Origin of the sequence: Mycobacterium kubicae, assembly GCF_015689175.1 — a bacterium.
GTDB classification, from domain to species: Bacteria; Actinomycetota; Actinomycetes; order Mycobacteriales; family Mycobacteriaceae; genus Mycobacterium; species Mycobacterium kubicae.
In genome coordinates, this window is sequence record NZ_CP065047.1 from 853,602 (window position 1) to 875,364 (window position 21,763).

At 65.0% G+C, this 21,763-nt stretch carries 21 protein-coding genes; 10 read left to right on the top strand and 11 right to left on the bottom strand.

The features are described from left to right. The 3 genes from I2456_RS03955 to I2456_RS03965 are packed head-to-tail and all read left to right on the top strand — an operon-like array spanning window position 1 to window position 1,772. On the top strand, window positions 1-375 hold the full coding sequence (locus I2456_RS03955; protein WP_068164492.1) for a VOC family protein: 375 nt from the start codon (window positions 1-3) through the stop codon (window positions 373-375). Between the two features lie 10 nt (window positions 376-385). After that, complete coding sequence (locus tag I2456_RS03960; RefSeq protein ID WP_085075066.1) at window positions 386-898, top strand: mycothiol transferase; 513 nt, start codon at window positions 386-388, stop codon at window positions 896-898. Window positions 899-908: 10 nt separating this feature from the next. Next, complete coding sequence (locus I2456_RS03965) at window positions 909-1,772, top strand: hypothetical protein (protein WP_085075065.1); 864 nt, start codon at window positions 909-911, stop codon at window positions 1,770-1,772. Window positions 1,773-1,780: 8 nt separating this feature from the next. Here the strand turns inward: I2456_RS03965 and I2456_RS03970 are convergent, their stop codons facing one another. The 5 genes from I2456_RS03970 to I2456_RS03990 form a co-directional block, all read right to left on the bottom strand. Then, window positions 1,781-2,479 (bottom strand): anti-sigma factor, encoded by a 699-nt coding sequence (locus tag I2456_RS03970; protein ID WP_085075064.1) that lies wholly within the window; start codon window positions 2,477-2,479, stop codon window positions 1,781-1,783. Beyond that, window positions 2,476-3,039, bottom strand: a complete 564-nt coding sequence (locus tag I2456_RS03975; protein ID WP_068022493.1) for a sigma-70 family RNA polymerase sigma factor — start codon at window positions 3,037-3,039, stop codon at window positions 2,476-2,478. The genes I2456_RS03970 and I2456_RS03975 overlap by 4 nt, the downstream gene beginning before the upstream one ends. A gap of 54 nt (window positions 3,040-3,093) precedes the next feature. Continuing rightward, window positions 3,094-3,729, bottom strand: coding sequence for a DUF1365 family protein (locus I2456_RS03980; RefSeq protein WP_068164502.1), 636 nt, complete (start codon window positions 3,727-3,729; stop codon window positions 3,094-3,096). Between the two features lie 112 nt (window positions 3,730-3,841). Continuing rightward, window positions 3,842-6,685: an MMPL/RND family transporter gene (locus I2456_RS03985; protein WP_116645874.1), complete on the bottom strand. Its 2,844-nt coding sequence runs from the start codon at window positions 6,683-6,685 to the stop codon at window positions 3,842-3,844. 62 nt (window positions 6,686-6,747) lie between these two features. Continuing rightward, on the bottom strand, window positions 6,748-7,170 hold the full coding sequence (locus I2456_RS03990; RefSeq protein WP_085075063.1) for an MmpS family transport accessory protein: 423 nt from the start codon (window positions 7,168-7,170) through the stop codon (window positions 6,748-6,750). A 264-nt stretch (window positions 7,171-7,434) separates the two neighbouring features. Here I2456_RS03990 and I2456_RS03995 point away from each other — a divergent pair, with 264 nt between their 5' ends. The 3 genes from I2456_RS03995 to I2456_RS04005 all read left to right on the top strand — a co-directional run bounded on the left by I2456_RS03995 (window position 7,435) and on the right by I2456_RS04005 (window position 11,798). After that, window positions 7,435-8,121 (top strand): TetR/AcrR family transcriptional regulator, encoded by a 687-nt coding sequence (locus I2456_RS03995; RefSeq protein ID WP_082951965.1) that lies wholly within the window; start codon window positions 7,435-7,437, stop codon window positions 8,119-8,121. A gap of 174 nt (window positions 8,122-8,295) precedes the next feature. Next, the gene (locus tag I2456_RS04000) at window positions 8,296-8,853 is read left to right on the top strand and encodes an MmpS family transport accessory protein (RefSeq protein ID WP_068022476.1); all 558 of its coding nucleotides are present in this window, start codon (window positions 8,296-8,298) and stop codon (window positions 8,851-8,853) included. Next, a complete protein-coding gene (locus I2456_RS04005; RefSeq protein WP_085075062.1) occupies window positions 8,850-11,798 on the top strand; it encodes an MMPL/RND family transporter in 2,949 nt (982 codons plus the stop codon). The genes I2456_RS04000 and I2456_RS04005 overlap by 4 nt, the downstream gene beginning before the upstream one ends. A gap of 4 nt (window positions 11,799-11,802) precedes the next feature. On the opposite strand, the gene I2456_RS04010 is transcribed toward I2456_RS04005, so the two are convergent. From I2456_RS04010 to I2456_RS04030, 5 genes are all read right to left on the bottom strand, one after another. Then, the gene (locus I2456_RS04010; RefSeq protein WP_068022466.1) at window positions 11,803-12,123 is read right to left on the bottom strand and encodes a hypothetical protein; all 321 of its coding nucleotides are present in this window, start codon (window positions 12,121-12,123) and stop codon (window positions 11,803-11,805) included. 276 nt (window positions 12,124-12,399) lie between these two features. Continuing rightward, complete coding sequence (locus I2456_RS04015) at window positions 12,400-12,648, bottom strand: hypothetical protein (protein ID WP_068022463.1); 249 nt, start codon at window positions 12,646-12,648, stop codon at window positions 12,400-12,402. A 2-nt stretch (window positions 12,649-12,650) separates the two neighbouring features. Further along, a complete protein-coding gene (locus I2456_RS04020) occupies window positions 12,651-13,100 on the bottom strand; it encodes a DUF5078 domain-containing protein (RefSeq protein WP_068022460.1) in 450 nt (149 codons plus the stop codon). Window positions 13,101-13,165: 65 nt separating this feature from the next. Next, window positions 13,166-14,080: a crotonase/enoyl-CoA hydratase family protein gene (locus tag I2456_RS04025; RefSeq protein WP_085075098.1), complete on the bottom strand. Its 915-nt coding sequence runs from the start codon at window positions 14,078-14,080 to the stop codon at window positions 13,166-13,168. Between the two features lie 53 nt (window positions 14,081-14,133). Continuing rightward, window positions 14,134-14,793: a DedA family protein gene (locus tag I2456_RS04030; protein WP_085075061.1), complete on the bottom strand. Its 660-nt coding sequence runs from the start codon at window positions 14,791-14,793 to the stop codon at window positions 14,134-14,136. A gap of 98 nt (window positions 14,794-14,891) precedes the next feature. Between I2456_RS04030 and I2456_RS04035 the strand changes: the two genes are divergently transcribed. Continuing rightward, window positions 14,892-16,238, top strand: a complete 1,347-nt coding sequence (locus tag I2456_RS04035) for a DUF2254 family protein (RefSeq protein WP_163703784.1) — start codon at window positions 14,892-14,894, stop codon at window positions 16,236-16,238. A 78-nt stretch (window positions 16,239-16,316) separates the two neighbouring features. Next, complete coding sequence (locus I2456_RS04040) at window positions 16,317-17,696, top strand: cytochrome P450 (RefSeq protein ID WP_085075059.1); 1,380 nt, start codon at window positions 16,317-16,319, stop codon at window positions 17,694-17,696. On the opposite strand, the gene I2456_RS04045 is transcribed toward I2456_RS04040, so the two are convergent. Next, a complete protein-coding gene (locus I2456_RS04045; protein ID WP_085075058.1) occupies window positions 17,647-19,668 on the bottom strand; it encodes a prolyl oligopeptidase family serine peptidase in 2,022 nt (673 codons plus the stop codon). The genes I2456_RS04040 and I2456_RS04045 overlap by 50 nt on opposite strands. A 69-nt stretch (window positions 19,669-19,737) precedes the next feature. Between I2456_RS04045 and exaC the strand changes: the two genes are divergently transcribed. Together exaC and I2456_RS04055 are read left to right on the top strand one after the other, a co-directional pair. Next, a complete protein-coding gene (gene exaC, locus I2456_RS04050; protein ID WP_068022443.1) occupies window positions 19,738-21,261 on the top strand; it encodes an acetaldehyde dehydrogenase ExaC in 1,524 nt (507 codons plus the stop codon). Further along, the gene (locus tag I2456_RS04055) at window positions 21,261-21,746 is read left to right on the top strand and encodes a DUF779 domain-containing protein (RefSeq protein ID WP_068022440.1); all 486 of its coding nucleotides are present in this window, start codon (window positions 21,261-21,263) and stop codon (window positions 21,744-21,746) included. Before exaC ends, I2456_RS04055 begins: the two co-directional genes overlap by 1 nt. Window positions 21,747-21,763 lie beyond the last annotated feature (17 nt).

Below are 21,763 nucleotides of genomic sequence, written 5' to 3' on the forward strand. Positions count from 1 at the left end.
GTGATCGATCACCTGGGAATCAACTGTGCGGACTACCCGAAGTCGCAGCAGTTCTACGACACGGTGTTGGGTGTGCTGGGCTTCTCCCGGCAGATGGATTTCGGCGTCGCCATCGGCTACGGCCGCGACGGGCATCCGGCGTTCTGGATCGCCGATGGCTCCGGGATGGGCCCGAACCGGGAAAACCACGTCGCGTTCCAGGCCGCCGATGAGGCCGCGGTGCGCGCCTTTCACCAGGCGGCGGTCGACTTGGGCGCCGAGTCGCTGCACGAACCGCGGCTGTGGCCCGAGTACCACCCCGGTTATTACGGGGCCTTCGTGCGCGATCCGGACGGCAACAACATCGAAGCGGTCTGCCACGGGGCGCTGTCGTAGGGTCGCTGATATGGCCAACCCCGATTCCGCGGCCCGAGAGTTGTTGCGCGACGCGTTCACCCGGTTGATCGAACACGTCGACGACATCGCCGACGGCCTGACCGACGACGTCGCCACCTACCGGCCGACCGACGACGCCAACAGCATCGCGTGGCTGCTCTGGCACAGCGCACGGGTCCAGGACGCCCAATTGGCCGATGTGGCCGGGGTGGAGCAGGTGTACAGCCGCGACGGCTGGGTGGACCGGCTGGGCCTGGAACTGCCGCCCAATGACACCGGGTACGGGCACGGCCCGCAGGAGGTGGCGAAGGTGCGTGCGCCGGCGGATCTGCTGGCCGGGTACTACCACGCCGTGCACCAGCTGACCCTCGAGTACGTAGCCGGCATCACCGCCGAGGAGCTGGCCCGCATCGTCGACACCAACTGGGACCCGCCGGTGACCGCCAGCGCCCGCTTGGTCAGCATCATCGACGACTGCGCCCAGCACCTCGGCCAGGCCGCCTACCTGAGAGGGATTCAGTAGGTTCGAAGGCGTGCGATTCGCGGCGGCGGTGCTGTGCTGGCTGATCACCACGATCGCACTGGCGGTGGCGATTCCGGCCGCCTGGACCCAGCTCAACATCGTCGACGAGGACGGCTACGCCGCGCTGGCGCAACGGGCCGCCGCCGACCCCACCCTGCAGTCGGCCATGGCCGGTGAGCTCACCACCCGGGCGATGGCGCTCATCATCGAGCACGGCGGCGGACGCTATCCGATCAACAGCTCCGTCGTGCACGACGCCGCCGCCGCGTTCACCGCCGGGCCCGCCTTTCCGCAACTGTTCGCGCAGCTGAACCGCGCGGTGCACGGCTATGTCTTCAGCGACCCGGCGTCGGTGCGCGACGGCGATCAATGGCTGGTCGATCTGGCGCCGATGCTGAAGGACCCGACGATCCAGCAGATGCTCAGCAGCTACCACGTGACGGTGCCCACGACGCTGCGGGTGCCGGTGACGGCGACGGTGTCGCAGCCGATGCGGCAGGGGCAGCTGCGACGGCTGGCGGTGTGGGGACCCGGGGTGACGATCGGCGCGGTGGCCGTCAGCGCTGTTGGTGGGTTGCTGACGCTGCTCATCGCGCGCGGCCGCGGCCGGGCGCTGACCAGCCTGGGCGTGTCGGTGCTGCTGGTGGGGGCGGTGGGGTGGGCCGGGCTGGAAACCGTCTGGCGGTATATCAACGCCGCGCTCAATCAGACCACCGGCGACATCCGCCGGGTGGCCGACGTGATGGTCAGCTACGCCGAACGCGGCTTGCACGTGTGGCTCAACTTGGCGCTGGTCGCCGGCGCGGCACTGGTCGTCCTCGGCGTGCTCGCCGCGGTGGGCGGCAGCGTGGTGAAGCGACCGGCGCAGCCCTAAGCCCAGCGCTAACCCAGCGGCAGCTCGGCCAATATCGCGCCGGTCGGCTGAGGCGATCCGGCGCCCGGTTCGACGGTGAATGCCAGCGCCGTCGAGCTGCCCAGGTCATCCAGCGTGGCCTTGGTCGACGGCGTCACCGCCGCGGCCCCCATCGTCCCGGCCGAGGTGGGGCCCTTGGCGCCCAACAGCCACATCTGATACACGGTGCCCTGCGACGGCGGCGGCACGTTGTTCATCACCAGCACACCGGCGTTGCGGTCACGGGAGAACACCACCGTGGCCGTGCCGTTGCCCAAGGGGCGCGAAACGGTCCGCACGTCTGGGGCGGTCAGCACCTGCTCGGTGAGGGTCGGCGGCGTCGACGGCCGGGTCAGCACGCCGAGCCCGAACGCCGCCAGACCGATGACGACGGCCGCCGCGGCAGCTAAAGCAGTTGTGCGCCAACGTGATTGACGCTTTGCACCAGCAGGCTTGGTCTGCGCCAGCAATGCCGCGCGCAGCTGCGGCGGCGGCTCGACGGCCGTCACCGCCGACAGGGTCGCCATTGTCTCGCGCACCGCACGTACCTCGTCGTCGAAGGCCGTGGCCACCGACGCCGGCGCGGCGGCCACCCGCCGCTCGATCTCTGCCCGCTCCGCGTCGGACACGGCGTGCAACGCATACGGGGTGGCCAGCTCGAGCAGTTCGAAGTCATTGGGTTGAGTCATGCCGCGTCCAGACAGTTGCGCAACCCGCGCAGCGCATCGCGCATGCGGGACTTGATCGTGGACAGGTTGGCCGACAACTGCTGCGAGACTTCGGCATACGTCAGTCCGCCGTAGTAGGCCAACTCGATGCAGCGGCGCTGGGCGTCGGTGAGCGCCTCCAGGCACTGGGTCACCCGACGACGTTCATCACCGGCGATGGCCGAATCGGCGACGACGTCGGTGGCGCGTTCGACGCTGGTCATGCCGTAGCGCGACTCCCGCTGAGTGCCGGCTTGCTCGCTGCGCACCCGGTCAATGGCGCGCCGGTGTGTCATGGTCAACAGCCAGGCCAGCGCGGAACCTTTGGCCGAATCGAACTCCGAAGCGGTGCGCCACACCTCGAGGTAGATCTCCTGGGTGGTTTCCTCGCTGTATCCAGCATCACGCAGCACCCTGGTCACCAGTCCGTACACCCGGGTCTTGGTTTGGTCGTAGAACGCGGCGAACGCCGCATCGTCGCCTCGGGCCACCCGGCGCAGCAAGGCGTCCAGGTCGCTGCTTTGCGGCGCGGGTCCGGTCATCGGTCGGTAGCCTAGCGCCAGCCGGTGGCTGGTGAGCCAAGCCGGTACACAGTTTCACCGGTTGCCTCGCAACCTGCGCGTCGCCGCGCGGTGCAACCACAGCCGCGGCGCCATTGCCCATCCCCGCACCGGGCGCCGCTGACCGCGCAGCGCGGCGGTGAACGTCAGCCGGTCTTCGTGATGCAACGACACCACGACATCCACCTCCTGCGCCGGTGGCGGCGCCAGCACCAAGTACCGGCCGCCCCGGGCAAGAAACGGTGGGCAGAGCCCCTCGCGGACCAGTACGGGCACATCGGCCGGCGGCAGCAGGCAGGCGTGTCGGCCGCCGTCGGCGGTGCTCACCGTGGCGATCACGTGGCGCACCGTGCCGTCGCGGTCATGACACCAGAACAGGCTCAAGGAGCAACCGCGAACGGGACCCTGCAGCAGGGCGGTGATCCGCCCCTCGGGCGCGGACTCGCCGTGTTCGGCGACGAACGCTCGCACCCGATTCGGCAGCGAGCCGTCCCACCGGCCCGCGAAGTGATCCTCGCCGTTCAATCGCAGGAATGGACGCAGCCACCAGGGCAGGTCGGGGATCCGGTCCAGATCGACGTACCAGCTGTAGCTGAGGTACTCGAACGTGTGCTGCACCGGCGCCTGCCCGGAGTAGCTGAACCAGGTGCGGTAGCTCGCCGGCGTCGACATCCCCGCAGGGGCCGACGCGGACAAGTCCGTGGCAGCCGGCGGGCTCGCGGGGTGACTGTGCTGCACACCTTGTATTCGGAGCCCACCGACGGGTGGACGGAGGTGTCAGCGGCTAGCTGGAACCCCGCTCAGACTGGCTGTAGGCCGCGAAGCGCTCGGTGGGTGGCTCACTGTCCGGCAGCGCCGGGCTGCGCGCCGGGCGGGTACGCACCCGCATCGGCCACCAGAACCAGCGGCCCAGCAGTGCGGCGATGGACGGCGTCATGAACGAGCGCACGATCAAGGTGTCGAACAGCAGACCCAGACCGATCGTGGTACCGACCTGGCCGATGACCCGCAGGTCACTGACGATCATGGAGGCCATGGTGAAGGCGAACACCAGCCCGGCGTTGGTGACGACCTTGCCGGTGCCGCCCATCGAGCGGATGATGCCGGTCTTCAACCCGGCATGGATCTCTTCTTTGAACCGCGAGACCAGCAACAGGTTGTAGTCCGAGCCCACCGCCAACAACACGATCACCGACATCGCCAGCACCATGTAGTGCAAGTCGACGGCCAAGATGTGCTGCCACAACAACACCGACAACCCGAACGAGGCGCCCAGCGACAGCGCGACCGTGCCCACGATCACGGCCGCGGCCACGAATGCGCGGGTCAGGATCAGCATGATGATGAAGATCAGGCACAGCGAGGAGATGGCGGCGATGACCAGGTCCCAGTTGGCGCCTTGGGAGATGTCTTTGAACACTGCGGCGGTGCCGGCGATGTAGATCTTGGCGTCTTCGAGTGGGGTGCCCTTGAGTGACTCCTCGGCGGCGGTGCGGATCTTGTCGATGCTGGCGATGCCTTCGGCGGTTTGCGGGTCACCGCGGTGCAAGATGATGAACCGCGCGGCGTGCCCGTCGGGGGACAAAAATGAGTTCATGGCCCGCTGGAAGTCCTTGTTTTTGAACACCTCGGGTGGCAGGTAGAACGAGTCGTCGTTCTTGGCGGCATCGAACGCCTTGCCCATGGCGTTGGCGTTTTCGCTCATTTCGTCCATCTGGCTGAAGATGCCCGACATGGTGCTGTGCATGGTCAGCATCATGGTGCGGGTGCTTTCCATGGTCGCGATCATCGGCGGGAACGTCGCGATCATCTGCGGCATCAGCGCATCGAGGTTCTTGATGTCAGCGACCAGGGTGTTGAGGCGTTCGTCGATCTGATCCAGCCCGTCGAGGGCGTCGAAGATCGACCGCAACGACCAGCAGATCGGGATGTCATAGCAGTGCTTTTCCCAGTAGAAGTAGCTGCGGATGGGGCGCCAGAAGTCGTCGAAATCGGCGATGTGGTCGCGCAGTTCGGTGGTGATCTGCTGCATCTCGATGGTGTCGTTGACCATGCGGTGGGTGTTGGCCACCAGTTGGGTCATCAGGTCATACATGTGGCGCATCGTCAGGACCATGGTGCCCATGTCGTCGGCCTGCTTGAGCATGTCGTCCATGCGGTCGCGCTGGTACTTCATCGTCTGCACTTGGCCGGCGTTCTGCATGCTGATCTGAAACGGGATCGAGGTGTGGTCCATCGCGGTGCCATCGGGGCGGGTGATGGCCTGGACCCGCGAGATGCCCGGCACCCGAAAGATCCCCTTGGCCAGCTTGTCGATCACCAGGAAGTCCGCCGGATTGCGCATATCGTGATCGGACTCGATCATCAAAATCTCGGGCTTCATCCGGGCCTGGGAGAAGTGCCGATCGGCGGCCGCGAACCCTTCGTTGGCCGGGATGTCCGTGGGCAGGTAGGCCCGGTCGTTGTAGTTGATCCGGTAGCCGGGCAGCGCGAGTAGGCCGACCAGGGCGACCGCGCAGGTGGCGGCCAGCACCGGCAGCGGCCAGCGCACCACCACCGTGCCCACCCGTCGCCAGCCGCGGAAACTCAACCGCCGCTTGGGATCGAACAAGCCGAACCGGCTGCCGACAGTCAGCACTGCGGGGCCCAGGGTGAGCGCGCACAGGACCGCGACCGTCAGGCCGAGCGCACACGGGATGCCGAGTGTCTCGAAGTAAGGCATGCGGGCGAACTTCAGGCAGAAGGTGGCGCCGGCGATCGTCAACCCGGACCCCAGGATCACATGGGCGGTGCCGCGATACATCGTGTAGAACGCCGCTTCTTTGTCCTCGCCGAGCTGCCGCGCCTCGTGATAGCGCCCGAAGATGAAGATCCCATAGTCGGTGCCGGCCGCGATCGCCAGCGAGGTGAGCAGGCTGACGGCGAAAGTGGACAGACCGATGGCCCCGCTATGGCCCAGCAACGCCACCACCCCGCGTGCGGCGGTCAACTCGAAGCCCACGGTGATCAGCAGCACGATGACGGTGATCACCGACCGGTAGACGGCCAGCAACATCAGGAAGATCACGGCGACGGTAGTGACGGTGATCTTGATCATCGATTTGTCGCCGCTGTTGTGCATGTCGCTGACCAGCGCCGAGGCCCCGGTCACATACGTCGTGAGGCCCGGCGGGGCGGGGGTTTCGGCCACGATCTTGCGGACCGCGTCGACGGATTCGTTGCCCAGCGGCTCGCCCTGGTTGCCGGCGAGATTGATCTGGACGTACGCCGCCTTGCCGTCGTTGCTCTGAGCGCCGGCCGCGGTGAGCGGATCTCCCCAGAAATCTTGAACGTTGGTGACGTGTGCCTTGTCGGCCCGGAATTTGCGAATCAAGACGTCGTAGTACCGGTGGGCCTCATCGCCCAACTGCTGCTTGCTCTCCAGGATGACCATCGCCGAGCTGTCGGAGTTGCCCTCGTGGAAGACCTCACCCATGCGCTTCATCGCCTCATAGGAGGGCGCCTCTTTCGGGCTCAGCGACACCGAGCGTTCCTGGCCGACCACCTCCAGGGACGGGACGAACAAGCTCAGCACGACGCACAGCGCGATCCAGCCCAGGATGATCGGCACCGCGAAGGCATGGATCATCCGGGCGATGAAGGGCCTCTCGGCGTGCGTGCTGGCTTGAGGCTCGTTGGCGAATGTGGTGGTCACGCCGATTTCACCAAGCAATAGGTGAATGCATTGACCTCGTTGGAAACGTGCTCGGCCTTGACGACGCCGTCCACCGTGATCCGGCAGCCAATGCTGTCGCTATTGCCTTGTGCCACAAGGTTTCCCATAACGGCAGCCAAGGTTGTCGTGACATGCAACGACCAGGGCAAGACTGCTCCATCAACGCGTTTGGGATCGGAATTGACATCGAAATAGCTGATGTCGGCGACCGTTCCGGGTGGTCCCCAGACTTCGTACGAAATCTGTTTGGGATTAAACGGTTTGCTGTTTTCCAGGTTGCTGTCGGAGTATGCCTCGCGCTTCTCGGAGGCGAAAAAGCCGCGAACTCGGTGCACGGTAAAACCCCCGGCGATGACGACCGCCAGGATTACCAGCGGAATCCAGGTCCGCGCCAGCACCCTGAAAATCTCAAATCCCCTCTACCGGTAGGCATTTCTTCGGGCGGAACTTACGTGGCCCGCGCAAACCTGTGCAACTGCGATGGCCGCGCCCCGCACGCGCCCCAATCGTCGAGACAACCAAGCCTTACCTAAGTTAACCACGACCCCAGACATGCTAGGTCCGGAGTTCTCACTCCCTCCTAGTCGCACCGAAGGTGTAACGCATATCACGTGCGTAACCGCACGGTACCGCCTGCTATTACGTGTCGCAAATCACACTATGTGCGTTATCCTCTGCCGATGGCGCAACTGAGCTTCCGGCGCGCGCGCACCGAGGAGAACAAGCGCCAACGTGCGGCGGCGTTGGTCGAGGCCGCGCGCTCGCTGGCCTCTGAAACCGGCGTTGCGTCCGTGACGTTGACCGCCGTGGCCAGCCGCGCAGGCATCCACTACTCGGCGGTCCGCCGCTACTTCACCTCCCATAAAGAGGTCCTGCTGCACCTGTCGGCCGAAGGTTGGGTGCGGTGGTCCAACACCGTGTGCGAGCAGCTGACCGCTCCCGAGGCCATGACGCCGGAGCGGGTGGCCGAGACCCTGGCCAACGGCCTTGCCGCCGACCCGCTGTTCTGCGACCTGCTGGCCAATCTGCATCTGCATCTTGAACACGAAGTGGAGATCGAACGCGTCATCGAGATCCGACGAACCATCGCTGCTGCGGCAATCGCGCTGGCCGATGCGATCGAGCGGGCCCTGCCCGCGCTCGGGCGGTCCGGCGCCTTCGACATTCTGATCGCCGCCTACTCACTGGCCGCGGCGTTCTGGCAGATCGCCAATCCGCCGGCCAAGATTTCGGACGTCTACGAGGAAGATCCTGAGGTACTCCCGCCGGAATGGAACATCGAATTCGGTTCCGCGCTCACCCGGGTACTCAGCGCGACCTGCATCGGCACGCTTTCGGGGGCTCGATGACCAGCGCGGAACGTATGACGTCGGACGGGCCGTCGGTGCGCGCGCCTCGATGGCACCGGGCCTTGATGCACCACGTCGCGCTTTGCTACCGGGTTTGCATTAGGTTAGGGGGCCTAAGTTGACATATAGGCTAATTAGTTGGCGGCTCTCGTCACTGGTTAAGAAAGCGCGGCCATGACGATGACCGAGCCACGGACCGACCCATCAGGGCGGCCGGACACTGCAGATAGCCAAGGCAAAGCGGCGACTCGCCAGCGCGACAACGGCGGAAGACTGAGGCGCCTCGTCAGCCGGTTCTGGCTCGTCCTCACCGTGTTAGCCGTCGTTGCGGTATCGGCATTCGTCGTCCACCGATTGCACAATGTCTTCGGCGTCCACAGCGGATCATTCGGTGGCGGCTCATCCGGTGACGTCATCGACCAGTTCAACCCCAAGACGATCACGCTCGAGGTCTGGGGCGCACCGGGCAGCACGGCGACGATCAATTACCTGGACGAAAATTCGCATCCTCAGCAGGCCCTCAACGTCCCCCTACCCTGGAAGACGCAATTGAAGTCAACGAAGCCCGGAATCCCGGCCAACCTGATGGCACAAGGAGACGGCAGCTGGATCGCCTGCCGGTTCGTCGTCAACAACAACGACGGGCGCGGTGACGTCATCAAGGCTCCGAATCGTTCACCCGACAACGAAACGGTGAATGCCTTCGTCTACTGCCTGGACAAGTCCGCATGAGCGAGCCCACCGAAACCGACGCACCGCGCGTCGATCAGCCGCTGATCCCGCCTTTCCTACCCCGAATGATCCATCGGCTGGCGGTACCGATCGTCCTGGTGTGGTTGGGCATCGTCTTCGTGACGAACACGGTCGCGCCGCAGCTCGAGGTCGTCTCGAAGAAGCACTCGGTGTCGCAGAGTCCCCAGGACGCGGCGTCGTTCCAGTCGATGATGCGCGTCGGATCGACGTTCAAAGAGTTCGATTCCGACAACTCGGCGATGATCGTGCTGGAGGGCGACCAGCCGCTCGGGGCTGAAGCGCACCGCTATTACGACGAGATCGTCAAGCGACTCGAGCAAGACAAGAAGCATGTGCAGCACGTCCAGGATTTCTGGAGTGACCCACTCACGGCTGCAGGCTCCCAGAGCCACGACCAAAAGGCCGCATACGTTCAGGTCTACCTCGCGGGCAACATGGGCGGTGGGCCGGGTGCGGAATCCAGCGACGCCGTCCGCAAAATCGTGGAGTCGGTGCACGCGCCGCCAGGAATCAAGGCCTATGTCACCGGCGCGGGTCCGCTGATCGCCGATCAATCCCACGCGGGTGAGAAGGGCGTCGCGATCGTCACGCTCATCACCATTCTGGTGATACTCGTGATGTTGCTCTTCGTCTACCGCTCGCTCGTCACCGTCCTCGCGGTGTTGTTCATGGTCTTCGTCGAATTGGCCGCAGCTCGAGGGGTCGTCGCGGTACTCGGCAACTACGGGATCATCGAGCTGTCCACTTTTGCCAATAACCTGCTGGTCTTGCTCGCGATTGCCGCTGGAACCGACTACGCGATCTTCGTGGTCGGCCGCTACCACGAAGCCCGCGGTCTGGGTGAGACGCGCGAAGAAGCGTTTTACACGATGTTCCACAGCACGGCGCACGTCGTGTTGGGGTCGGGTCTGACCATTGCCGGCGCGATGTACTGCCTCAGCTTCTGCCGGTTGCCGTATTTCGAGACGCTGGGTGTGCCGTGCGCCGTCGGCATGCTGGTCGCAGTCATTGCCGCGATGACGCTGGGACCGGCGGTATTGACGGTAGCCAGCTTCTTCAAGTTGCTGGACCCGAAGCGACAAATGCAACTTCGGGGCTGGCGACGGATCGGCACCGCCATCGTCCGCTGGCCCGCGCCGGTTTTCGCGGTGACTATCGCAGTCGCTCTGGTCGGTCTGCTTGCTCTGCCTGGTTACAAGACGGACTACGACACCCGCCACTACCTACCGGCGGACACCCCGGCCAATGTCGGTTACAGCGCTGCCGACCGGCACTTCAACCCGGCCCGGCTCAATCCCGAGCTGTTGATGATCGAAACCGACCATGACGTGCGCAACTCGGCCGACTTCCTCGTTCTCGACAAGGTCGCCAAGGCGATTTTCCACATTCCCGGTGTCGGTCGGGTGCAGACCATCACCCGGCCGTTGGGCACACCGCTCGACCACAGCACTCTCGGTTTTCAGATGGGTGCACAGGCCGCGTCGCGGCTTCAGACCCAGCACTACCAGGATGAGCAGGCCAAAAACCTGCTGAACCAGGCGGACGAGCTGCGAAAGACGATGGCGACGCTGCATGAGCAGATGCAGGTCACTCAGGACCTCAGCAACACGACGCACGAAACCACCAAGCTGACCAAAGAAACCGTGAAGATCACCGAGGCGTTGCGGGACGATATCGCCAATTTCGACGACTTCTTCCGGCCGATTCGTAGTTACTTCTACTGGGAGAAGCACTGCTACGACATTCCGATTTGTTGGGCGATACGGTCCATTTTCAATGCCCTCGATGGAATCGACCAAGTGGCGCAGAACATCATGGCTCTCAGCGCCAATCTCGATAAGTTGGACCAGATTCAGCCCAAGCTGGTGGCATTGATACCGCCGCAGATCGAGAGCCAGCAGCGCAATCTGGACACCATCATGTCGAACTATGCGACCACCATGGGTCTCAACGCCCAGGCGAAAGCTCAGGCCGACAACGCCACCGCCCAGGGCGATGCGTTCGACAGAGCCAAGAACGACGACACGTTCTACCTTCCGCCCGAAGCGTTTCAGAGCCCGGATTTCGCGCGCGGTCTCAAGCAGTTCATCTCGCCGGACGGGCACGCTGTCCGGTTGATCATCTCGCACGAAGGCGACCCGGCGACTCCTGAAGGCATCAACCTCATCGAGCCGATCAAGCGGGCCGTCCACGAGGCGATCAAGGGCACCCCCTGGGAAGGGTCCAAGGTTTACCTCGGTGGCACCGCCGCGACGTACAAGGACATGCACGACGGGTCCAACATCGACCTGATGATTGCCGGGATTTCAGCTGCCACATTGATTTTCGTGATCATGCTGATCATCACCCGAAGCGTCGTCGCAGCCTTTGTGATCGTTGGGACGGTGTTGTTGTCGCTGGGCGCCTCGTTCGGCCTGTCGGTGCTCTTATGGCAATACATTCTGGGCATCAAGCTGCACTGGATGGTGCTGGCGATGGCGATCATCTTGCTGCTGGCGGTCGGCTCGGATTACAACTTGCTGCTGATATCGCGGTTCAAAGAGGAGATCCACGCCGGGCTCAAGACTGGGACGATCCGCGCGATGGCCGGTTCTGGCTCGGTGGTGACGTCAGCAGGTCTGGTGTTCGCCGCCACCATGGCCACATTCATGTTCAGCCCGCTGACGGTGATGGCTCAGGTGGGAACAACGATCGCGCTGGGTCTGCTGTTCGACACCTTGGTCGTGCGGTCGTTCATGACGCCGTCGCTGGCGACCTTGCTCGGGCGCTGGTTCTGGTGGCCCCAGCACGTGCGGCCACGTCCGGCCAGCCAGATGCTGCGTCCGTTCGGCCCGCGTCCCGCGGTGCGGGCATTGCTGGATCCCCGACCCGACGCGGACGCGGCCGACACCGACCGCTTGTCGGCCGCGCGGCCGCACTACTGAGTAGTCAGAGCACCGCGACGTCGCGCATGATGTCGCGCAGCTCGGCCACCGGCGCGCCGCAGGTCAGGCAGCAGTTGTCGGACGTGCGCGCGAGTCGCCCCACCTGCACAAGCACTTCGGCCTCGGCGTGCCACAGGCAGGCGATGCAAAGAATTTCCACGACATTGCCGAACGGATCCACCTGCGGGTGATTACATTTGTCTACCGCGTGGCGGTGCACGATGTATTCGGCTCGATTGGTGCATCCGGTTTCGGCCTGGCAGGTGATGATTTGCCAGTCGAGGGACGCAAGCGTGCCAGGGTCGTTGCCAGTAGTTTGGCTCATGCGATGACCTCCAGCTTTCCGGACCGCAGTCACATCCGTCACTCGCACGTTCGCGGAATCAAGGCGGAGCCCGGAGTGTCCATTATGGGTACGTTTGGCCCGCCGCGGCAAGGGACCGCAGGTAATTCTCCGCGTTCTCCTAGGTGTGCCACCCGGAGAAAACCGAACTTTTGTGACGTGACCCAGTCTTCCCGCTGGTCAAGGTTCGAAACGTCCGCCGATCGGCCATCGACAGGATGAATTTCATTGTCCCCCAATCGGGGTAAATGCACAGCCTTAAGGACCGGCGAATGGGTCGTTCACGCAGAACGCCACGCACATTGCCCCGGCCGGAATGGACACCCACTGCAGTTGTCCGTCCGGCTGGCGCTGGCAATAAATCGGACCGGGGTTGCCCCACACCTTTGCGCCCTCGGGGGAGCACTGTTTACCCAAGTCGTTATCCGCATGGGCGGAGCCACTGCCGAAAAACACCATGATCGGGGCAACCGCTGCAGCCAACGCCAACCCGATGAACTTGGGCATGATCAGTTCGCCCAGTTCCAGACCGACATGTCGCCGCGCGGGTACTGGTCACATACCTCGGTGGCTTTGGCGACCACGCCTTTGTTGTTGAAGAAAATCTTCATGTGGTTGACCCACGCGAATGTCAACGGGTCGCCGTTGTAGAAGTTCTCCGAGTAGTCCCTGCGCTGGGCCGGTGACAGCGAATAGAACCAGTGCGCTTTGTTTATCGTCGCTTCCTGGAGATTCGCGTGATTGTTGAAGTCGATCATGTACCGCTCGTAGTACACGGGACTGGTGTCTCTGACGGCGGCCAGGTATTGCTCGGCGTCGCACGTGGTCGCGATCTGGCGCCGGGGGACCGGGAAGTCTTCGGTGGAGTCCGCCGCGGCGGTCGCGGGGACGATCGCGGCGGCCACACTGAGAAGTAGCACAAAGGCGCCTGTGCGCAGGCTGTTTTTTAGCCGAGACATATCGGTTACGTTAGCACTTTCTCAGGCCCGGCGAGAGGTCGCCCGACGATCTGTAGCTCAGCTCACTACCCGTCGCCATCAGGAACGATTACGTGAGTTGGGTCCGGCCGTAGCTCCGGGGGCGCTTGGCTGTAGTCGCCGAAAGGGCCGTCCCGGCGCTCGACGGCCGACCGGACGCCGTCGGTCTCCGCCGTTCGGATGAACGCCAGCGCGTCCGGGGTGTTACGCATGAGGCCGTCGAGAATATTGCCCAGTGTCTGGGTGGACGCTAATCCCATATTCTCGTAGGCCTGGTTGACGATCAGCTTCTGCGCCTGCAACTGAGACAGCGGAATGGCCGAGAGTTCGGCGGCGATTTCGGCGACCCGGGCTTCCAGCCGTTCGAAGGGCACCGCCTCGTTGATCAGTTCCACCTCGGCGGCCTGCGCACCGGTCAGCGGCCGGCCGGTCAGCGAATGCCACTTCACCTTGGCCAAGCTGAGGCGGTACAGCCACATGCCGGTCAGATAGGCCCCCCACATGCGGCTGTACGGGGTGCCGATCACCGCGTCATTGCTGGCGATCACGATGTCGGCGCACAACGCGTAGTCACTGGCTCCGCCGACGCACCAGCCGTGCACCTGAGCGATCACCGGTTTCGACGCTCGCCAGATCGACATGAACTTCTGCGTCGGCGCGGTTGCGCGGGCGGTGACCATGGCGAAATCCTTGCCCGGGTCCCAGCGGCCGTCGGTCATCATCGACTCGCCCCAGTGCTGGAAGCCGCCGCCGAAGTCATAACCGCCGGAGAACGCGCGCCCGGCACCCCGTAACACGATGACCTTGATGTCGTGGTCGCGCTCGGCCAAGCCGATCGCGGCCTCGATCTCGTCGGGCATGGGCGGCACGATCGTGTTGAGCCGTTCCGGACGGTTCAAGGTGATGGTGGCGACCGAACCGGCGGTCCGGTACAACAGCGTCTCGAAATCGGGCTGGGGTATTGGCATAAGGCGAAGCGAAGCCGCCGGTGGACTCGAGTGTCAAGCGCCGAAGATCAACCGGCCGGCGATTCGGCGGTCGCGGGCTCGGCCGCTTGTTTGCGCGACCGGCGTCTGCGCAGCCAGCGAACGACTAGGACGAGCACCCCAACGGCCAAGGCTGCGCACACGTAGATCTGATAGCGCTTGAATGTCTCGTAGATCTCGCCGATGTGGTTACCGGCGAGATAGCCGAGGGACACCCACACGGCGACCCAGCTGGCGCCTCCGAGCGCGTTGTACGCCAGGAATCGCCACCAGCTCATCCGGGCCATTGCGGCCACGAATCCGTTGGCTTGGCGCAGCCCGTCGACGAACCGGGCGATGGACACGAAGATGTTGCCGCGCCTGGCGAAGAACCGCTCCGCGGCCGCAACTCGGTTCTCGGTGAGGAACACGTAGCGACCGAATCGCAGCACCAGTCGACGCCCGCCGAACCGGCCGATGGCGTAGCCGATGTTGTCACCGCCGACGGCGGCCAGGAAACCGACCGCCAACACCCCGGCCAAATTCAACTGCCCGGCCCCGGCGAAGATGCCGGCCGCGACGAGAACCGTCTGACCCGGCAGGGGAATCCCAAAGCCTTCCATCCCGACCAGAACGACGATGGCCGCATAACCATGGCGGTTGAGGACTGGCGCCAGCGATTGCAGGACTCCTGGCAGCTGCGCGGACATTGATCCAGGGTGCCCTACCGAGGAGATCGCCGAAAGCACTGGTTCGCCCGATCGGCAGCGGGTACCTAGCGGGGCAGACGTTTTCACCAGGAGGAAGTTTGCGTCCCAAGCGGGAGAGCGGCGCGCGACGGGCGCTGCACGAGTTTCTGGCAGTTCCCCTGGCGATCATTCTGGGGTTCGTCCTGCTGGCGGTCGTCACCAGCGTGCTGGACGGACTCGACGTGGGCTGGTTGCAGCCGGTTGTGCGTGCGTTGGCCAAGGTGGCACCACCGTCTGAGAACCAGTCGATGTTGCGCACGGTGGCGCCCGGGATGCTCAGCCTGCTGTCGATCACCTTCGTGTTGCTGCTCACGTTGGTCCACCGGATGGCCGACGTCTTCACCTGGGTGGTGGTGGAGCAATTCTTGCAGCGTCGCGACAATCAGGCATTCTTCGGCTACTTCGCCGGACTGTCAAGCTATTTCGTGGTCGTCTTGACGCTGGTCGACCCCGATCAGGCGGTGTTCAGTACGGTCGCCGCTCTGGTGTCCAGCGTTGCTGCCTTGGTTGCGCTGGTGGTCTTCGGGTACCTGGTGCTCGACCAGCTGCGGCCGCCATCGGTGGTCGAACGCATCGTCCAACTCACGATCGCCACCCGCGCCGATCAGGTGAAGTGGCTGCGGCGCGTGCGCGACGAGCCAGTGCTCACCGAGTTACCCGGAACTCCAGTGCAGGCCGAATGCAGCGGATACCTCGTCGACATCGACCTCGACACCCTGGGTCGCGCACTGGGTACCGCTCGTGGTGCCGCTGAGATCGAATTCAGTATCAGGCTGGGCAGCCACATGGTCGCCGGCTCTGATCTGGCCACCGTTCGTGCCGAGGATCCGGGCGATCGGGAACGGTTGGCCGATGCCGTCCTCAATGCGTTGCGCTGCGGCCGGGAACGTCAACTGGACCGAGAACCCCGCTACGGGGTCCACCAGCTGTCGAGTATGGGGTGGGCCTCGGCCACTCAACGCGATCCCGAGGCGGCTTTGGTGACCGTTGACGGGCTGCATACCCTGTTGGCCTACTGGACGCAGAAGCGCGCTCCGGCAGCCGATTCGGATGACAATGCCGACCGGCTTCCGGTGGTCTATCGCGACACCACGATCCCGGAGGTGTTGTCCGCGTTGGCGAACATAGCCGTCGGCGCCATCGAAGGTGGCCAGCATCAGACCTGCGCCCGGGTGCTGCACGTCTTTGCCATGACCATTCCGCGGCTGTCACCCGAAGACCAGCGCATGGCGTCGGCGCAAGTACGCCACGCGCTGCCCACGGTCACCCGACACCCCTTCACCATGGAGCTCGATCGAGCGTTGACTGAGTTGAGCCGAGTGCTGTCGGACTACGGCCACAATGACATCGCCGCTGAATTGGATCGCATCGAAGAAGGGTTGAAACACCAGCTGCCCGGAAGGTGATGGCCGCCAGCCTGAAACTTTCCTGGCGGCCTGCCCACCGGGTGTTTCGGGCCAATCGCAAGGGGTAGGCGTGCGCTCATGGCTACCAACGTTCCCCGGCTGACCGGTCCCCGAGCCCTTACCACCCTGTTCGATCTGGGATTCTCCTCGATTGCGGCCGGCGTGCTCGCCCGGCGCCGCCCGGTGATCCGTCTGCTGGAGGGCATGCAGGCCGACGAACGGGCCGTCAAGCGCATCCACCAACTGCGCGACGAATTCGGCCCTGGACCAGTGGAAGTCGTCATCCCCGGGCGGCGCATGGTGGTGATCGTCGACCCCCACGACGTCGCCCGCGTACTCGACGGGTCGCCGACACCGTTTCACCCCGCCAATCTGGAAAAGCGCAAGGCGCTGCAGTGGTTTCAGCCGCATGGGGTGTTGATCTCCCGCGGTCCGATACGGGAACAACGGCGCGCCCTGAATGAGGCTGCGCTACAGACTGACTCGGAGATCCACCGGCTGGCCGACGCGTTTGCTGCCGTCATTGCCGAAGAAGCCGACCGCATCGCCGAGGAGTCGCTGCGGCGCGGAAACCTCGATTCGTCGCATTTCATGACCGCGTGGTGGCGGCTGGTGCGCCGGCTCGTGCTGGGCGATGACGCCGCCGACGACGACACCATCACCGATCAGTTGCGGCGGTTGCGCAAGGTCGGCAACTGGTCGTTTCTGGCCATCCCGCACCGGCGCCTGCGCGAGCAGTTCACCGAACGCCTGTACGGCTATGCCGAAGTGCCGCAACCGGGCACCCTGCTGCACGCGGTTTCGGAGATTCCGGTCAACGGCGCCGTCGACCCCATCGGGCAGGTGCCGCACTGGTTGTTCGCCTTCGACGCGGCGGGGATGGCGTCGATGCGAACGCTGGCGCTGATCAGCACCCACCACGAGGAGTACGCCCGGGCGCTCGACGACTCGGCCGATCCCAACGTCATTGCACCGCGGGCGTTCCTGCGGTCCTGCGTGTTGGAGTCGGTGCGGCTGTGGCCGACCACGCCGACGATCCTGCGGGACACCACCGAGGACACCCAATGGCGGTCCGGCGCCGACGAATTCACTATCAAGGGTGGGGCGGCGGTCATGGTGGTGGTGCCGGCGTTCCACCGCGACGAGAACATGTTGCCGTTCGCCCACGACTTCGCTCCCGACATCTGGCTGGACGGCCGGGCTCAGCAGCACCCCGCGCTGGTGCCGTTCAGCGCCGGACCCGCCGAGTGCCCGGCGCGCAACCTGGTGCTGTTCGTGGCGAGCACGGCTCTGGCGCAACTGCTTTCGCGGCTACAGCTGCGGCTGCAGTCCACGCCGACGCTCTCACCCGGCAAGCCGTTGCCGATGACGCTGAACCAGTTGACCCTGGACTTCGCCGTCGATCCACTCAGGCAGACAACGTCTGCCACAAGAACGAGTAGCTCAACGCGGACTTGAAGGCCAACTGCTCGTTGTCGGCCGCGCCGCCGTGACCGCCTTCGATGTTCTCGTAATACCAGACCGGGTGCCCCGCTGCCGCCAAAGCGGCGGTCATCTTGCGGGCGTGACCCGGATGCACCCGGTCGTCACGGGTGGAGGTCGTCATCAAGATCGGCGGGTAACGCCGGTCGGCCGAAATGTTCTGATACGGCGAGTATTCGGAGATGAACGCCCAATCGTCAGGGTTGTCGGGGTCGCCGTATTCGGCCATCCATGAGGCTCCGGCCAGCAGCAGGTGGTAGCGCTTCATGTCCAGCAACGGCACGCTGCACACCAGAGCGCCGAATCGCTCCGGGTACTTGGTGAGCATGATCCCCATCAGCAGTCCACCGTTGCTGCCGCCTTGCGCACCGAGTTGGGCGACGGTCGTGATGCCGCGCCGCACCAGGTCATCGGCCACCGCAACGAAGTCTTCGGCCACCTTGTGCCGTCCCTCGCGCATGGCCTGGGTGTGCCAGTTGGGGCCGTATTCGCCGCCGCCGCGAATGTTGGCCAGTACGTACGTGCCGCCGCGCGACAACCACAGGCGGCCCAGTACGCCGCTGTAACTGGGGGTGTTGGACGTCTCGAACCCGCCGTAGCCGTACAGCAGAGTGGGGCCGGGACCCTCGGCGCCGACGGGCCGCACCATGAAATAGGGAATTGACGTGCCGTCCGCTGATGCCACGAAATGCTGTGTCACCGAGACCGAGTCGGGATCGAAGAAGGCCGGCGCGGATTTGATCAGCGCCAACTCGCCGGTTGCATCGCCGCGCATCAGCCGGGAGGGCGAGTTGAATCCGCTGGAATCCAGGAAGAACTCGTCGCCGGTGTCGTCGGCGGCGACGATCACGGTGTTGGTGGCCGCAGGAATGCCGGGCATCGGTTCGCGCTGCCAACTGCCGGGTGTGACGACCTCGACGCGGCTGGCCACATCGGCCAGTGTGACCATCAACAGCCGGTCTCGGGTCCACGCGTACTGGTTGAGCGAGGTGTGCTCGTCGGGTTCGAAGACGACGCTCAATGCCGCTGTGCCGGCGAGGAATTCGCGGTACGCGGCGGCCAACAGCGAGCCCGCACGGTAGGTGATGTCACCGACGGTCCAGTCGGTGCGCAACTCGATCAGTATCCAGTCGCGGTGGGTCGACACCCCGGCGTCGGTGGGGGCGTCGATGCGGATCAGTTCGCTACCGCGCAGTTCGTACAGTTCGTCATTCCAGAAGTCGAGCGCGCGTCCCAACAGGGTGCGCTCGAAGCCCGGTGTTCGGTCCACCGATGCGAACACCCGAACGTCGGCGCGCTCGCCCTCGAAGACCGTCTCGGCGTCGGCCAGTGGTGTGCCGCGCCGCCACCGTTTGATCACCCGCGGGTAGCCGGAGTCGGTGAGCGAGTCCGCGCCGAAGTCGGTGCCCAGCAGCACGGTATCGGGGTCTTCCCAGGTGACTTGCGATTTGGCCTGCGGCAACTGGAAGCCGTCGTCCAGGAAAGCGCCGGTGCGCAAGTCGAATTCACGCACGACGGAGGCGTCCGAACCGCCTGGGGACAGGGCGACCAACGCGCGGGTGTGCTCGGGTTCGATGACGCCGGCCCCGGCCCATACCCACTTCTGGTTGTCGGTGTGTCCGAGCGCGTCGACGTCGATCAGCACGTCCCACTCGGGGGAGTCGGTCCGGTAGCTCTCCAGCGTGGTGCGCCGCCACAGCCCGCGCGGGTTGGCCGCGTCACGCCAGAAGTTGTACAGAAACTCGCCGCGGCGCACCACGTAGGGGATGCGCGCGTCGGTGTCGAGCACCTCGAGCGCCTCGACCCGCATCCGCTCGAATTCCTCGTCGCAGAACTTCGCCAGCGTCGGCTCGTTGCGGGCGCGCACCCAGTCCAGCGCGTCGTCTCCGGTGACATCTTCGAGCCACAGGTAAGGGTCAGCGTTGTCGTGCGAAGCCTCTGCCGTCATGGCAGCCATTGTGTCCTGCGGCGGTAGTGTGAGCTGTATTACAGATCTGCCAAGAGGAGCCGAAAACCCATGACTGTTTTCTCGCGTCCGGGTTCCGCCGGAGCGTTGATGTCCTTTGAGTCCCGGTACGGAAACTTCATCGGCGGTGAATGGGTCGCCCCGGCGCAGGGCCGCTACTTCGAGAACCCGTCGCCGGTCACCGGCCAGCCTTTCTGCGAGATTCCCCGATCCGATGAGGCCGATGTCGAGAAGGCGCTGGACGCCGCGCACGCCGCGGCGCCGGGTTGGGCGAAGACCTCGCCGGCGAAGCGGGCGGCGATCCTGAGCAAGATCGCCGACCGGATCGACGAGCACACCGCCGCCTTGGCGGTGGCCGAAGTGTGGGACAACGGCAAGCCGGTCCGTGAGGCGCTGGCCGCCGACATTCCCCTGGCCGCCGACCACTTCCGGTATTTCGCGGCGGCGATCCGGACCCAGGAAGGCTCGTTGTCCCAAGTCGACGAGGACACCGTCGCCTACCACTTCCACGAGCCGCTCGGCGTGGTCGGCCAGATCATCCCGTGGAACTTCCCGATCCTGATGGGTGCTTGGAAGCTGGCGCCGGCGCTCGCGGCCGGCAACACCGTGGTCCTCAAGCCCGCCGAGCAGACCCCGGCCTCGGTGCTCTACCTGTTGTCGCTGATCGGTGACCTGCTGCCGCCCGGTGTGGTCAACGTCGTCAACGGGTTCGGCGCCGAAGCCGGTAAGCCGCTGGCATCCAGCAACCGCATCGCGAAGGTCGCGTTCACCGGTGAGACCACCACCGGGCGCCTGATCATGCAGTACGCCTCCCAGAACCTGATTCCGGTCACCCTGGAACTCGGCGGCAAGAGCCCCAACATCTTCTTCTCCGACGTGATGGCGGCCAACGACGACTTCCAGGACAAGGCGCTGGAAGGGTTCACCCTGTTCGCCCTCAACCAGGGCGAGGTGTGCACCTGCCCGTCGCGCAGCCTGATCCAGGCCGACATCCACGACGAGTTCCTCGAACTCGCCGCCATCCGCACCAAAGCGGTTCGGCAGGGCGATCCGCTGGACACCGAGACCATGCTCGGGTCGCAGGCCTCCAACGACCAGTTGGAGAAGATCCTGTCCTACATCGAGATCGGCAAGGAAGAGGGCGCCAAGCTGATCACCGGCGGCGAGCGCGCCGAACTCGGTGGTGACCTGTCGGGCGGGTATTACATGCAGCCCACCATCTTCAGCGGCAACAACAAGATGCGGATCTTCCAGGAGGAGATCTTCGGGCCGGTGGTCGCGGTGACGCCGTTCCGCGACTACGACGACGCCATGGGCATCGCCAACGACACCTTGTACGGGCTGGGTGCCGGCGTGTGGAGCCGGGACGGCAACACCGCCTACCGGGCCGGCCGCGAGATCAAGGCCGGGCGGGTCTGGGTGAACTGCTACCACGTCTACCCCCCGCACGCGGCATTCGGCGGTTACAAGCTGTCCGGGTTCGGCCGGGAGTGCCACAAGATGGCGCTCGAGCACTACCAGCAGACCAAAAACCTGATGGTGTCCTACTCCGAGAAGGCGCTCGGGTTGTTCTGATGAGCGCGACCGCCCCGCCGGGAGCGCTGATCACCGCCGATGCGGCGGCGTTGCTGGCCCAACTGCAGCAGCGCCACGGCCCGGTGATGTTTCACCAGTCCGGCGGCTGCTGCGACGGCTCCTCGCCGATGTGTTACCCGAGCGGGGACTTCCTGGTCGGTGACCGCGACGTCCTGCTGGGTGTGCTGGATGTGGGGCCGGACGGGGTGCCGGTGTGGATCTCGGGTGCCCAGTACGAAGCGTGGAAGCACACGCAGCTGGTCATCGACGTGGTGCCCGGACGCGGCGGCGGGTTCAGCCTGGAAGCACCCGAAGGGCTGCGATTCCTCAGCCGCGGCCGGGTGTTCACCGACGCAGAGCAGGCAGCGCTGCAGTCGGTTCCGGTGATCACCGGTGCCGCCTACGAGCGCGGCGCACGGCCCGGCTTGCGGGGGCAGGTCATCGCCGACAACGCGCCGGGAACGTGCCCGGTCTCTCGGCCATAACCGCAGTAAGGTCGTAC